Origin of the sequence: Stappia sp. BW2, from assembly GCF_008107695.1 — a bacterium.
Taxonomy (GTDB): domain Bacteria; phylum Pseudomonadota; class Alphaproteobacteria; order Rhizobiales; family Stappiaceae; genus Roseibium.
In genome coordinates this window covers 1,271,672-1,286,289 of sequence record NZ_VIRG01000066.1, presented here as the reverse complement: position 1 = coordinate 1,286,289, position 14,618 = coordinate 1,271,672, and the positions used below count along the sequence as shown (strand labels likewise).

Below are 14,618 nucleotides of genomic sequence, written 5' to 3'. Positions count from 1 at the left end.
GAAATGCGGCGCTTGTCTCGTTTGTCTGTTCAGGCTCAGGACGCCGGGCCGTCGTCGAAGCCGACCTTGTCGATCAGCTCACTTGCCGTCTTGCGGTTCTTGGCAATGTCAGCAAGCGGCAGGGTGTCCTTCTTGAACTCGCCCCAGCTGGCAACGCGTTCGGAAACCGCCACACCCGGTTTGACCGGATATTCATGGTTGGTTTCCGCGTAGATTTTCTGGGCTTCGCCGGAAGACAGGAACTCGATCAGCTTGATCGCATTGTCCTTGTGCGGCGCATTTTTCGCCAGGATGACGCCTGCAATGTTCACGTGGCTGCCGCGGTCGTTGGTGTTCGGGAACAGGATGCGCACGCTGTCGGCCCAGACCTGCTGTTCCGGCTCCTTCTCGTTGGTCTGCATCAGACCCATGTAATAGGTGTTGCCAAGCGCGATGTCGCACTCGCCGGCGTAGATGGCCTTGACCTGCGCACGGTCGTTGCCGGCCGGCTTGCGGGCAAGGTTGTCGCGAACGCCTTCAAGCCACTTTTCGGTTTCTTCCGCACCATGGTGCGCCACCATCGAGGCGACCAGCCCGACGGTGTAGACGTGCTGTCCGGAACGGGTGCACAAGCGGCCCTTCCACTTCGGATCGGCAAGTTCCTCATAGGTGATGCTGTCCTGATCGACGCGCTCCTTGGAGGCATAGATCACACGAGCGCGGTTGGTCAGACCGATCCACTGGCCCTCCGGATCGCGAAATTCGGCCGGTACGTTTGCGTTGACGACGTCGGAAACGACCGGCTGCGATATGCCGAGCTGCTTGGCGCCATCCAGGCGGCCGATGTCGACCGTCAGAAGAACGTCGGCCGGAGAGTTGGCACCTTCCGCCGCAATGCGCTCGCCCAGACCTTCGGAAGCAAAGACCACATTGGTCTTGATGCCAGTTTCCTTGGTGAAGGCGTCCAGCAGCGGCTCGATCAGATACGGCTGGCGGTAGGAGTAGATGTTCACTTCCCCGTCGGCGAATGCGGGCACGGCAGAAAGAGTTGCCGAAGACAAAAGGACGGCGCCTGCCAGGGTACGGAAAGTGGAATTCATGTAACTCTCCCGGTGAGAAGGTTCTTGTCGGCTGGATGTTTCATCCAGCGCTTGCCGGGAATATGTCGTTAGAGAAGTCTGAAGTCAATAAATCAAGCAAAATCAACAATTTAGAATTATTCAAAACTAACTGGAGGATTGCATTCCACTATTTTGCCGAAAAACGGTGATAATACAGGAGTTTAAGACTCTACTTTAGCTTTGCAGAGCCTGCAGAGTCTGCCTTTCTGGCTGATCACGAACGCGTTACCAATCTGGTGAAAAACTGTCACACCCAGGCAAGTGCCTTCCGCAAAAACGCTGTGCCATTGCTTTGCTGCCAGACGCCATGCGCCATGATCACCTTTTCCGGCGACCACGCCAGGACCCTGTCCCGGCAGGCGCGGGTCTTGCGGCGGTCGAAGAAGCTCAACCGCCATTCCAGGGGCGCATAACCCTTGCCTTCGACAATGCCCCAGAGGCCGGCAATCCAGCGCTGCCAGGGTTTCCAGAACCGCTTCAGGAACCCTTGCGAGAAATGCTCGCTGAGATCGGCCAGGATAGCTGTTCTGGATGGCGTGTGCAGGAACACCACTTCGTCCATCACGGGCGATCCGGAAAAGCGCACCATGTCGATGACACCTTCAAAGGCATCCGGCACGGCTTCGTCCAGCGCCGGTTCGAAGGCAATATCGGAGCGTTTGGAAATGGTGCTCTGAGGGCCCCAGATTTTTGCCTCCGGCCAGGCCGCCTTCCAGTCCTGCAGAAACAGGTGATGGATCTTGTTGGGACTGACGAGGTGCGCCGGGGTTCCCAGAGCCCCGACCTCGCGCCGGATGTCCGGTGACAGGGCAATCGGAGACCAGACCCACAGCTTGCCGGAGGGCAAGCGCACGATCACGCAGCGTGTGGGGTAGGGAAATCCGTAGAAGGAGACATTGTCTCCTTCCAGGATCCAGATATTGCTGTCGACTTCAATCAAGAACCGCTCCTGATGGGCACGGCATTATTCCGAAAGCACCCGCTGGGTCGGGAAAATGATTTCCACAAGCGTGCCCTGGTCAGGTGTGGAATCGATATGGAAGCTGGCCCGGTTGGCCTCGACCAGCGCTTTTGTCAGCGGCAGGCCAAGTCCGGTACCGCCACCACGGCTGGAGGTATGTAGCTGCCGGAACGGTTCAAGGGCGGCAGCCAGTTGTTTTGCAGTCATGCCGGTGCCCGTATCGCGGACACGTAGCGCCACCTCGCCATTGCTCTCCAGCGCGGTCGACAGGATCACCTGGCCACCGGACTTGTTGTATTTGATGGCGTTGGACAGAAGGTTCAGCACAATCTGGCGCAGGGATCTTGGATCGGCCACCACGTCAGGCACGGATTCCGGCAGGCTGGCGCGGATGATCACCCGCTCCCGATTGGCCTGCGGCTGCATCAAGGCAACGCATTCGTTGATGACGTCGTTTGTCGAAACAGCGGAGAATTTCAGATCCAGCTTGCCTGCCTCGATCTTGGACAGGTCCAGAAGATCGTTGATCAGGCTCATGATGTGCGAGCCGGATGTGCGGATGTCCTTGAGGTAGTCCTTGTAGCGGTCGTTGCCGATCGGGCCAAAGCGCTCTTCCATCATGACTTCCGAAAAGCCGATGATGGCGTTCAATGGCGTGCGAATCTCATGGCTGATCTTGGCCAGGAAATCGGACTTTTGCGAACTGGCGTTCTCGGCCTGGCGCTTGGCCTGGGTCAGTTCCTCTTCAGCCGTCTTCCACTGGGTGATGTCTCGCAGCACCGCACAGTATTTGACATCGTCCTTGTTGCCGCTGATCCGGCCAATGGTCATGAACAGCGGAATGAGGCCGCCGGTCGGAACCTTGCCCAGCACTTCGCGGCCATCGTTGAGAATGGAGGCAACGCCGTTGCGCGACAGCCCATCCAGATAATCGGCGGCGGCACGGTGGCTTTCCGGTGCAAGGAATTCGGTCAGCGGGGCGCCGATCATGTCAGACCGGCTGGCGCTGAACAGGGCTTCCGCCGAGCCGTTCACCTTCAGGATGGTGCCGTTCTGGTCGAGCACCAGAACGCCGTCGGTGGCTGTTTCCAGGATGGTGTCCATCTCGGCGATCTGGTTGCGCGCGCTGTCGAGTTCCGCACGCACTTCCGCAAAGAAGTTCGGAGACGACGGGGCCGCAGTGGTAGGGGTTGGTTTGACCTTGCGTTCGGTGATGGAGATCATCAGACCCCGGTTGCCGTTCCACGGAACCGAATGCATGTGCGCATCGACATTCAGAACACCGCCGTCGGACAAGCGCATCTTCATGGTCTCATCGACCTCGCCGTCCATGCCGTCGGCATCCGGCAATTCTTCCGCGTCATCGATGAACAAGGCCTCTAGACCGCCTGCTTCGCACAGAGCGGCGATCGACCGGTAGCCAAGCATCCGCAACAGCGCCTTGTTGGCGTAGAGAACCTCACGGTCATGAGCGATGGCGATGCCGATGGGCAAGCGGTCCAGCAGGCTCGGGTCGATGGGGCCGGCTTCCGGAACTTCCGGCGGCAGTTCATCGACGGGCTCTTCCGGATCGGGGGCATCGAATTCTTCCAGATCGCCCTCAAGCCGTGCGCCGAGGGCTTCGGCGATCTTGCGGAAGGCCTGGCGTTCGGGCCTGGAAAGACCTGAGGTATCCACCGGCACGACACGCGGCTTGACCGTTGCAAGCGGGATGACCTGTCCGGTCTTCTTGGGTTCATCCGCCACTTCGGCGGCCTTGTCCTCGCTCTCGAAGGCTGCGGTTTCTTCGAAGAACTCGCGCTCCTCGGCGGCATCATCTGTATCAAGCGATGCGGCCACGGCTTCGATGTCACGGTCTTCTGTCTCAACGAGATCGAAATGCGCGTCTTCAAAGGCGGGCTCTGGCTCGAACTGGTCCTCGTTCCGGGGCGAGGTATCGTCTTTCCCCGCTTGAAGGTCCTCGTCCGTGCCGGCAAGTCCGTCGTCAGTACCCGCGTCATCGTCCGCAACGGACGGCATGTCCTCGTCGTCCGGCGCCGTGCTGAAGTTGTCTTCCTCGAAGAGGTCGCGCGGCCTCTTTTGGGCCTGCTTATAGGTCTTCGCAAGCGACTTGACCGCGCTTTCGATTTCGGCCGGCTTCAGCGCTGCAGGTCCGGAAATGCCGGTCGGCTCGTCGGCTGACGGTTTGGGGGGCGAAACGGCTGTGCCGGCGTCAGCGCTCTCCGCGACGGTCAGTTCGTCGCTTGCCGCATCGCTCTCGTCATCCGCCTCTACGCCGTCCTCGTCGGCATCCGATTCGCTTTCGTCTGCCAGATCGGCATCGTCCTCGTCAGAGGCGAAAGCCTCTGTCGTGTCCTCGATGGTCTCGTCTTCAAGGTCTTCGGCGTCAGACCCTTCGTCTTCGGCAGCTGTGTCCAGCGTGTCTTCCGAAACGTCGTTCTCGGTTCCCACGTCTTCAGGGAGCGCCTCGACGTCGGATGCCTCGCCGATCTCATCGACCTGTTCATCATCACTGGAGAGCGAAGCGTCTTCGGCGGTCTCGGCACCATCGCTTTCTTCAGGAGACGACGCGCTTTCCGGATCAGTCTGCAGGCCGGATTCCAGAGCCTTGAACTTGCTGTCGAGAGCCGCGCCCGGCAGGTCGTCCAGATCCTTGTCGGCATCATCAGCCGGGGTGTCGGTCTCGACAGGGGCGGTGTCTGCTTTGGCGGGCTGGTCAGCTTTTGCCACTGGTTCGGCAGGGGTCTGCGGGGTCTTGCTGGTGAACTTCGCCAGCGACCCGACCAGGGCAGCCGCGCTCGCACCCAAAAATGTCTTGCCCGCAAAGGAGTCCGGTTTTGCCGGTTTCAACTCTGCAAGTTTCGCCGCGGCTTCGCTCGTTGCCTGCTGTTCAGCCGCGTCCCGCGCTTCAGCATCGCCGGTGGGCATTTCTTTTGCTTCGTCGGATGCTTCAGGGACGGCTTCTTCATCGTCCCGGGTGACTTCGGCCTCGTTGCCATCGGTGTCGGCGGCAAGGTCCTCGCCCGTGTCCGTCCCTTTGGCGGGCGCGCCGGCTTCGAGAGCGGCCACGTCATCCGGATGCGTTTCAGCGCTATGCGCGATGTCGTCTTCCAGAAGCGGGTCGGTGTCGGCCTCCGCCTCCCGGGAGGCAGCTTCAGTGGCACCGATAACGGCGAGCATCGGTCCGGCGGGCTGGTCGCCGCGCTCCGGAACCGCGTCGGCGGTCCGGCAAACGCCGAAGCCTCGATAGCCTTCGAACTTCCTGTTCCGGTCGAAAGCAGGCAGGGCCGCCATATCGACGGGCACGCGCAGGGCCGCGCCGGAGACAGGCCAGTCTATGGTCTTGCCGCTCCAGGTATCGCGCCGGTCAAGCGCGCGGGCAATGTGTCCGCGGGGGTCGAGGTCGAATGCGTCAGCCACCTCCTGCCAGGTCTGGCCGACAATGTCTGTCGACGACGGTCCGAGAACTTCGGCAAATTCGTCAGAGAGAAAGGTGAAGCGCTGGTTGATATCCATTTTCCAGGCAAACCGCACTGGCCTGCGCCGCGGCTGGAAGACAAAACCGTCGCCTTGGTCCATCTCTGTATCACCGGTCGTGTCTTCGGCGGTTGCTGCTTCAACGGCAGGCTCTTCGGTTTCGATCCCTTCGGCGCTGGCGTTCTCGCCTTCGGCATCTGCGGCGTTCTCGCCTTCGGCATCTGCGGCGCTGTCGTCTGCCGTCTCTTCGCCGGCCTCTTCAGTCTCGTCACCCGTCTCCAGAACAGACGGGTCGAGGTCGACCTCGCCCGGGTCCATTGGAGAGATATCGTCAGACGTGACAAGGCTTGCGGCAATCGATTGCTCGTCAGCGGTCTGGCTGTCGATGTCTTCCTCAAAGGGCTCGTCTTCGGCTGGTGACATCACCGCCGGCGTTGCAACTGTCTCCTCAGAGGTTTCAAGCTCGTCTTCATCGGCGCGCACCCAGCCGGCATCATCGATGGCGGTTTCGGTTGCCACGTCCGCATGCTCGTCTTCACCTTCGTCCTCGGCTGACGTGGCAGCTGTTGCAGCAGCGGCAGTCGCACCTGCAGCGAGAACGCCAGCGCCGGTCATGGATGACTCCGGCGCGTGCGTACTGTCGGAAGGGGTGTCTCCGGCCTCTGTGTCGTCTTCGGCCACGGGCTGGTTTTCCAGAACCACCAGCTTCTGCTGGTCTGTCACCTTCAGGACGACGCCCTCGTGAAAGGCGCCCTCAAGCTCCAGCGGTCCGAACAGGGCCGTCTGGCCGTCCGGTATGTCGAGGTCTTCCGGCGTTCCACCGAGCTCTCCGACACGGCTCTCCACCGAACCGGCACTCGTCACAAACACGGTGGCATCGCTGCCGTGGAGGAGGTGCGCAAAGGCCGGTACCGGGTCTTTCGTCATTGAAAGTCCCTTGTCGCCGCACACGATCAGCGCGGCAGCGTCACCATTTTCCAGCTCGATTCGCATGCACTGGCAGGTCAGCAGCATGACCCTGAGGCCCCGATAAAAGCGAAGCCTGTCGATGCTGAACTTGTCGGTAGGGCCGGATTCGGCAATGCGCGCGATATGCGGACGAGCCGGTGAGCGCTCGAGCGACGTCAGGCTGGCCAGATCGGACACGGACTGCGCGGAGAAGAAAGACGCGCCGGCAGCATTCGCCCATAGAATGCGTGCGCCGTCCGCCGACCAGAGCCAGGCTGCCCTTTTGTCGGCGACAAGCTGAACCAGATCATCCATGGTGGTCAGTTCCAGGAATGACAGGGTTTGTTCGTCCATGGCTCTGCTCCAAACTGGTCCGCAATACCGGTTGACGGGTGCGTGGCGGCCGGGTTTGCCTAAAGTGGTAAACACTCCGTTAATACAAGCAATCTCCAACACAGTCCACGTAAAGCAAGGTTGCTAAAGGGGTTACATGAAGGCGTGGTTAATCCAACCGGACAAGTTTGCCGGAATGCCATCGCCGTGTTACGAATTTTTGGCATCGAAGGATTTCAGGAGACTCGCCTGAGATTTTTCGTCGACTTGAGGAGCGCCGACATGAGTACAGACAAACCCGGTTTTGAAATTCCCGACCAGATGCGCGATTTCGCGGAAAAGAGTGTCGACCAGGCCCGCAAGGCCTTCGACGACTTTATGGGCGCGACCCACAAGGCTGTGAGCAATGTGGAAGATAGCGCAAACGTAGTTCAGGCGGGAGCCGCGGATGTAAACAAGAAGGCACTGACCTATGCCGAAGAGCATGTCGATGCGGCTTTCAAGTTCGCACAGGAACTGGTCAAGGCAGAGAATGTCGAAGACATGATGAAGCTGCAGCAGGACTACCTTCGTAAGCAGATGGAATCCTTCGGCGAACAGGCGCGCGAGTTTTCCAACTCGGCAACGAAGGCCGTTCAGGACGCCGCCAAGGCCAGCCAGAAAAAATAATCTTGCCGGTTTTATTCCTTGCGCAGGGCATCAATGCCCCGCGCAAGGTATTACAAGTGTTTTATTGAACTTTTCCTGTTTTGGTTGTATTTTTGATCAGGTCATTTCACCTGATTTCATCTTCTCTTGTCAGGCCAACGACTTGGCGCAACTAGCGTGCGTTCCGACAGGCGTTTTGCGCGACGGAACAGTCAAAACACGAGAGATCCCCGACGGTAATTTCATTGTGCAGTGCAAAAAAATGTTGCAATGCAGCACGACGTGTACTATGTATGGGTTGCGGATGACGACAGGGTCCGCCGGCAAACGTATCGGCGGAAAGAATTAAACCAATGATCGCATCCGGACTCAAGGAGATGAGATCATGACTGACACAACAACTAATGGTACTGCAAAAACCGCTTCCAAAGCTCGCACCACTAAAGCGAAAACCGCTACTCCTGGTGTAGCTTTCCCGGATTTCGAAGCATTTTCCATGCCGAAAATGGAAGTTCCTTCCATGTTCCGTGAAGCAACGGAAAAAGGCATCGAGAACGCTCGTGATGCATACGCAAAAGTGAAAAACGCTGCTGAAGACGCGACTGACCTGATGGAAGACACGTTCGAAACGTCCCGTCAGGGCGTTGTCGAATTCAACCACAAGGCTGTTGATGCTGCCAAAGCCAACGCCGACGCTACTTTCACTTTCGTCAAGGACATCATGTCTGCGAAGAGCCTGGCTGAAGCTATCGAGCTGCAGTCCTCGTTTGCTCGCAGCCAGTTTGACGCTCTGAGCGCCCAGTCCAAGGAAATGCAGGAGCTGGCTACCAAGCTCGGCACCGATGTTTCCGCTCCGGTCAAGGAAGCGTTCGAGAAGTCCTTCAAGGACCTGAAGGTCAACTAATCGGCTATCGGGCATGCCGCAGTCACGCGATTGCGGCTCGCCCAAGCCATGCCGAGATTATCGACAAGCAGTTGATATGCCCGGAGCATCGCTCCGGGCATTTGCTTTTCAACAGGTCGGAGTTTTCCGAAAATTCCCGCTTGCGGGTTGGAATAAACGAGTTTAGAAGACGCCCTTGCAAATGGCGGCACGGCCCAGTATGGTCCGCGTCACCTCACGCCTTTAAGCAGACGTAGCTCAGTTGGTTAGAGCGTCGGATTGTGGCTCCGAAGGTCGGTGGTTCGAATCCACTCGTCTGTACCACTTCTCACTATTCCCCTCGTAGATTGAATAAAATTTTGGAACGCAAGACACTCTTGCGGCCCTCGCGATAGCTGAACCCTGAGATCAAGGGGCATCGGAACGCATCTGGCCGGATCCGTCTGAGTGTTGCGGTCTATTATTGTCCTCCCCATCCTGCCTACCAGCACCATCGTCTGTTTTCTTTAGCTGGAAACAGGCAACTTCCAAACGCTGAATTTTAAGTGGAGCTGCGCAACCATACGGTGCGAAGTCTGGTTGCAATACATCAAGTCGCTCGAATACACTGAGTTGCGGTAGCAATGAATTGTACCTGAGTGTGATTGCCTATGATCATCCGACTCCTCATGATGTTGTTGGTCACCATCTTTCCTTCGGTTGCAAAAGCTGAGCTTAAATACAGTTCGGGCGAGGGCGATGATGGTCTGAGGTTTGTTGTTGTCGAGGGTACATTCACACCCAGTGATGACATATCCGTATTCGAGAAAGTCATTCGTTCCTTCAATCCCAACGTGATCGGCTTTGACAGTGACGGCGGGAACATTTTCAAGGCGATGGAACTTGGTCGGATTATCAGATCACACGGTTTAGCCACGATCCAACTCCGCCAACTTGAATGCGCTTCCGCTTGCGCCCTGGCATTTATGGGGGGCCGATCACGCTATGCCGAACCCGGCTCTATCGGCGTGCACAAGTCTTCGTTCTCGCCAACAACTCCTTTAAACAAGGAGGAGGCTGTTTCTGCTGTTCAGGACGTCACTGCGGACGTCATTGGGTACATGGTGGAGATGGGAGTGAACCCCGCACTCTTGCAGCTCGCATTCAAGACCGAAGCGAATGACATCAGATATCTTTCCGGACAGGAGATGGCTGAATTTGGAGTTACCTTGTCTGAGGGGGCCACGGGCTCGGCTGCAATCTCCAAGCCGTCAAGCGAAACGAAGCCGTATGTCGCATCACGACCTTCCGTAACGACAAGTCCAAAGCAAATTGAGCCGAGCAGAGCTACCATTCCCGTTGCTCGTTCTGGACGTGTCCGACATCCTAAAGGTTCAGTGCTAATGAAGGCATCTCCTGACGGGAAAGCTCATAGCCTGCGTCGCTTCAAGAATGGTGTACCTGTGCAAATTACTGGTGAGGAAGACCGCTGGTATCGTGTGAATGTTGCGGGCGTCACTGGGTATATGCACCATACATGGATACGAGTTGATCAATTCGATGCCACACCTGGCGAGCTTAGGCTCATCCAGGTCAAGAGTTTCGACAACATCGAAGAAGCGGTTGGCTACGTAGCGGCCAGAGACCTTCCTTTGTCGGTCTATCTCGCGACCAATGGATGGTACGCGGTTACGATTGCTAGGCCATTCCTCAAGGAACAAGCTCTCTATTTCACCAAGGGGCTGAAAAAGGAAGGGGCGATCCCGAGCGACAGTTTTGTAACTATGGGAAACACCTATGTGATCAAGGTCTGTTGCGGAACGGGTTCGTCATTTGGGGAAGCTTCAAGTGGATCCGGTTACAATCAGTAAAAATTGGGTCACTACCGGAGCAGCGTGTCGTTGCAATGCGATTTCCCAACAAATGTCCTCGAAGGTCTTCCGTGGGAAGATGATTCCAGTACACCACTTCTCCCAAGTTGTTAGGCCTTCCTTCCGGTTTCCGGACGCGCGGAAGTTGTGCGTTCTGCGGGACTCTGTATGAATGAGATCTGTTGATCTCAAAGGAGCGTGGAATGTCCTATCACGATGCCCCCGGTCTCGGCCGCCGTCTGGTCCGTTTGCCCGGTCAGCTTCTGCTGGCTCTTGTGAATGCGACTGCGCTGCTGATCATTGCGGCCTGTGTGCTGTCGCTTGTCGTGCTGAACAGGGTCGACAGCGCCGGCGAACGCATCGCCGGCAATGTGACCGAAGCCGCGCTCGCCCGGTTGCAGGTCTCTCCCGCTGACTTCAAGGCCCGGATCGAAGCCCTCGATGGCAAGGTTTCCGCGCTCAGGGCAGAGCTTGCCGATCCGGATCTGAAGGATCACTGGGAAGTGGCGCAGCAATTGAAGGATCTCAACCGGAACCTTGCCGACATCAAGTTGGCGGCCGCCGGGCTGAGCGCTGCCGGCCCGCAAATTACCGAAACTGCCTTTGAACAGGCCGGCGATATGCTGACCGATGCGCTCTATACGCTCAGGGGCTGTGAGATGGCCGTGCAGAGCAGCGAGCCGTCAAGCTGAGTCTTGGAGGTGAGGCGGAGCTGATGAAAGTGCAGGGACGGACCGGTAAATGGCCGGAGTAGGAGTGTTTCCGCCTCAGACCTGGCCTTCTTCTTGTGAAATCAGCCAGTCCTTGACCGTTTCCAGTTTGTGCTTGAGGTGGTCCTTGAGGATCTCAGCAAGCCGGGCGCCATCGCGGGCTTCCAGGCACTGCAGGATGACCTCGTGCTCTTTCGTCGCCTGTTTCCAGCGTTCGGCTGTCATGTTCGCGACGTAGCGCGCCCTGCGCACCCTTGTTGCCAGCGACATGTATTGCGTGCTCAGCGTCTTGTTGCGGGCCGCTGCCAGAATGGCTTCGTGAATTTCCTGGTTGATGTGGAAATAGTCGGCCAGGTGACCGGCCTCGTATTCGCGAACCATTTTCTCGTGCAGGCTGCGGACATGGGCGATTTCCGCATCGGTGATGTTCTGGCAGGCAAGTTCGCCGGACAGGGCCTCCAGCGCGCCCATGACCGGGAACACTTCTTCGATGTCTTCCACGGTGATCGGCGTTACCCAGGCGCCCCGGTTGGGCTCCAGATAAACCAGCCCGTCAGCAGCCATGACCTTCAGCGCTTCCCGCAAGGGGGTGCGGGAAACGCTGTACATTTCACACAGGTCTTTTTCGGGAACCTTCTCGCCGGGTTTCAGCTCGCCGCTGACGATCAACTCGCGCAGCGACTCGGCCAGTTCCTCGTGAAGGGATTTCCTGCGCAGGGAGGTCACGGTCGCAATGGGCCGGTTCATGCCGGGGTGCTCCCGTCCAGCGCAATCTCGAGCAGGCGTGCCACATGAATGGCGTCCCGCGAGGTGCCGTCATGAATCTGGTGTCGGCAGGAAGTTCCGTCGGCGACGACGATTGCCTCAGCGCTTTCCGCCCGGACAGCCGGGAACAGACTGATCTCGCCCATACGCCGTGATACCTCTTCCGTCTCAACTCCATAGCCGAATGATCCGGCCATGCCACAGCAACTTGTTTCAACCATTTCAATACTCGTTTCCGGCAGAAGATCCAAGGTTTTCCGGATTGCGGGCACCACGTTGAAAGCTTTCTGGTGACAATGGCCGTGGAGAAGCACCTTGGGAGCGGGCGAGCGAAGGGGCAGGGTGAAGGTACCGGTGTCGATTTCCTCCGCGATGTATTCTTCGAACATGCGGGCCGCTTTTGCGACGCGTGCGGCGTCATCGCCGGGAAGCAGAGAGGGGATCTCGTCACGCAGGGTCAGAAGGCAACTCGGCTCCAGTCCGACGATCCGGCGTCCAGCTTCCACATGTGGCAACAGTGCGGAAACCAGCCGCTGTGCCTCGGATCTGGCGCGGTCGACAAGGCCGGCGGACAAAAACGTGCGGCCGCAGCAAAGCGGCCGCCCGGAATGAGGCTGCGCCAGGGTGACAGACCGGTCACCCGCCTGCAGCACTTTCAGGGCAGCGCGCAGATTTTCCGGTTCGAAATAACGGTTGAACGTATCGGCAAACAGCACGACATCGGCATCGCCCGTTGCCGGTTTTACTTCCGCGTCGCGGAAAGGCCGGGACGACCACTGCGGCAGCTTGCGGTTGGCGGAAAAACCGGTCGGCTTTTCCAGAAGCTTTGCCAGGCCGGGAACGGAATTTCGCATGTTGGCAAGCCAGGGAAGGCGAGAGGCCAGACCGGCATAATGCGGCAGATAGCCCACCAGACGGTCATGCAGCGAAATCCCTTTCTCCTCGGCTCTGGCCGCGAGAACCTCTATCTTCATCTTGGCCATGTCGACGCCTGTCGGGCATTCCCGCTTGCAGCCCTTGCACGAAACACAAAGCTTCAGGGTTTCCATCATTTCGTCGGACGTCAGGGCATCCGGGCCAAGCTGGCCGGAAAGGGCAAGCCTCAGCGAGTTGGCTCGGCCGCGTGTCAGGTCGCGTTCGTTGCGGGTTGCACGGTACGAGGGGCACATGGTGCCGCCGGCAAGCTTGCGGCACGCGCCATTGTTGTTGCACATCTCGACAGCGCCCTGGAAACCGCCACCTGCGCCCGGATAGGCCGACCAGTCGAAATGGGTTTTCAGCTCCTTGACCTTGTAGTCCGGCTTGAACCGGAACAGGCTGCGATCGTCCATCTTAGGCGCGTCGACGATCTTGCCGGGGTTGAAGCGCTGGTCCGGGTCGAAGCTCTGCTTGACCTCCCTGAACGCGCCCATGATCTCGGAACCGAACATGCGTTCATGGAACTCGGAGCGGACAATGCCGTCGCCATGTTCACCCGAGTGCGAGCCCTTGTATTTGGCAACCAGCTCGAAGGCGTCCTCGGCAATGGCCCGCATGCGGCGGACATCGTTGTCGAGTTTCAGGTTCAGGACCGGCCGCACGTGCAGGCAGCCGACAGAGGCGTGAGCATACCAGGTGCCACGGGTGCCATGCTTTTCAAACACTTCCGTCAATTCGCGGGTGTATTCGGCAAGGTCTTTCAGTTCAACGGCGCAATCCTCGACGAAGGAGACGGGTTTGCCCTCCTGTTTCATCGACATCATGATGTTGAGACCGGACTTGCGCACCTCGGCGATCTGGCCCTGAAGCTGCTGATCGGTCACGGTCAGCACGCCGCCCCAGGCCTTGCCTTGATTGCTCCAGGCAAAACCGAGATCGCCCACCCGTTCTTCCAGCAGGCGCAGTTTTTCAAGATTGGCGTCCTGCGAGCCTTCGTCAAACTCGACAAGAAGCAGGGCTTCGGGCTCACCTTGCACAAATTGCTCGATGGTGCTGCGGAACATGGGAATCTCGCGCGACAGCGCGATCATGGTCGAATCCACCAGTTCAACCGACAGCGGTCCAAGTTCCACCAGATGCTGGGTCGCATCCATTGCCTGATAGAAGGTGGGGAAGTGGCAGACCCCGAGCACCCGCTTGCCGACAAGCGGCCAGAGCTTCAATTCTATCTTGGTGAAGTAGGCTAGGGTGCCTTCCGAACCGACAAGGAGGTGGGAAAGGTTCGCCGGCTTGCCGTTCGGCACCAGGGCATCGATGTTGTAGCCGCCAACCCGCCGTGTGAGCTTGGGGATGCGCTCATCTATCAGCTCGGCATGCCTCTGGCCGAGCGTGATCACGTCCCTTGCGATCCGGGAAAAGGTGTCGTTGCCGGGGAAGTCACCAGCAACCGGCCCGAATCGGGCCGTCGATCCGTCATGAAGGACAGCTTCTATCGACTGGACATTGTCACGCATGGTGCCATAGCGCAGAGACCGCCCACCGCAGGAATTGTTCGCCGTCATTCCCCCGATAGTCGCGCGCGAGGCGGTGGACACATCCACCGGAAACCAGAGACCGTGCGGTTTCAGCGCGCGGTTCAATTCATCCAGCACGATGCCGGGCTCGACGACGCAGCGCCGATTCTCGACATCCAGTTCCAGAATGCGGTTGAAGTGTCGGGAATTGTCCAGGATCAGCCCCGTGTTGACGGTCTGTCCGCACTGGGAGGTGCCGCCGCCGCGCCCGGTGATCGCGATGCCCGATTCTTTGGCTGCATCAAGCGCAAGCTCGATGTCTTCCTTGCCGCGCGGGATGGCCACCGCCGTGGGTATGATCTGGTAGAACGACGCGTCCGTTGCATAACGCCCGCGGGTGAAGCGGTCAAAGTAGACCTCGCCCGAGAAGCCGTTTTTCAGGGCTTTTTCTAGCACTTTTTCCTCCCGAAAGAATTCCTGTTGACACCTCGATACTCGAATGTAATTCATA

9 protein-coding genes and 1 tRNA gene are annotated in these 14,618 nt (G+C 58.6%); 5 read left to right on the top strand and 5 right to left on the bottom strand.

Going from position 1 to position 14,618, the window contains the following annotated elements; translation table 11 throughout:
* Nucleotides 1-35: 35 nt before the first annotated feature.
* The 3 genes from FMN63_RS17350 to FMN63_RS17340 form a co-directional block, all read right to left on the bottom strand.
* Nucleotides 36-1,079, bottom strand: a complete 1,044-nt coding sequence (locus FMN63_RS17350; RefSeq protein WP_148585351.1) for a Fe(3+) ABC transporter substrate-binding protein — start codon at nt 1,077-1,079, stop codon at nt 36-38.
* A gap of 268 nt (nt 1,080-1,347) precedes the next feature.
* Nucleotides 1,348-2,040 carry a DUF4336 domain-containing protein gene (locus FMN63_RS17345; protein ID WP_148585350.1) on the bottom strand — a complete coding sequence of 231 codons (693 nt, stop codon included), beginning with the start codon at nt 2,038-2,040 and terminating at the stop codon, nt 1,348-1,350.
* Between the two features lie 24 nt (nt 2,041-2,064).
* Complete coding sequence (locus FMN63_RS17340) at nt 2,065-6,840, bottom strand: ATP-binding protein (protein ID WP_148585349.1); 4,776 nt, start codon at nt 6,838-6,840, stop codon at nt 2,065-2,067.
* Nucleotides 6,841-7,101: 261 nt separating this feature from the next.
* On the opposite strand from FMN63_RS17340, the gene FMN63_RS17335 reads away from it, so the two are divergent.
* The 5 genes from FMN63_RS17335 to FMN63_RS17310 all read left to right on the top strand — a co-directional run bounded on the left by FMN63_RS17335 (nt 7,102) and on the right by FMN63_RS17310 (nt 10,892).
* Nucleotides 7,102-7,488: a phasin gene (locus FMN63_RS17335; RefSeq protein ID WP_148585348.1), complete on the top strand. Its 387-nt coding sequence runs from the start codon at nt 7,102-7,104 to the stop codon at nt 7,486-7,488.
* A gap of 364 nt (nt 7,489-7,852) precedes the next feature.
* Nucleotides 7,853-8,371: a phasin gene (locus FMN63_RS17330; RefSeq protein ID WP_148585347.1), complete on the top strand. Its 519-nt coding sequence runs from the start codon at nt 7,853-7,855 to the stop codon at nt 8,369-8,371.
* Between the two features lie 226 nt (nt 8,372-8,597).
* Nucleotides 8,598-8,674 (top strand) — tRNA-His (locus tag FMN63_RS17325).
* 326 nt (nt 8,675-9,000) lie between these two features.
* Nucleotides 9,001-10,200, top strand: a complete 1,200-nt coding sequence (locus FMN63_RS29405; RefSeq protein WP_153297101.1) for an SH3 domain-containing protein — start codon at nt 9,001-9,003, stop codon at nt 10,198-10,200.
* Nucleotides 10,201-10,403: 203 nt separating this feature from the next.
* A complete protein-coding gene (locus FMN63_RS17310) occupies nt 10,404-10,892 on the top strand; it encodes a hypothetical protein (protein ID WP_148585345.1) in 489 nt (162 codons plus the stop codon).
* Between the two features lie 75 nt (nt 10,893-10,967).
* Here the strand turns inward: FMN63_RS17310 and FMN63_RS17305 are convergent, their stop codons facing one another.
* Both FMN63_RS17305 and FMN63_RS17300 read right to left on the bottom strand, forming a co-directional pair.
* Nucleotides 10,968-11,657, bottom strand: coding sequence for a GntR family transcriptional regulator (locus tag FMN63_RS17305; protein ID WP_148585344.1), 690 nt, complete (start codon nt 11,655-11,657; stop codon nt 10,968-10,970).
* The gene (locus FMN63_RS17300) at nt 11,654-14,617 is read right to left on the bottom strand and encodes an FAD-binding and (Fe-S)-binding domain-containing protein (RefSeq protein WP_148585343.1); all 2,964 of its coding nucleotides are present in this window, start codon (nt 14,615-14,617) and stop codon (nt 11,654-11,656) included. The genes FMN63_RS17305 and FMN63_RS17300 overlap by 4 nt, the downstream gene beginning before the upstream one ends.
* Nucleotide 14,618 lies beyond the last annotated feature (1 nt).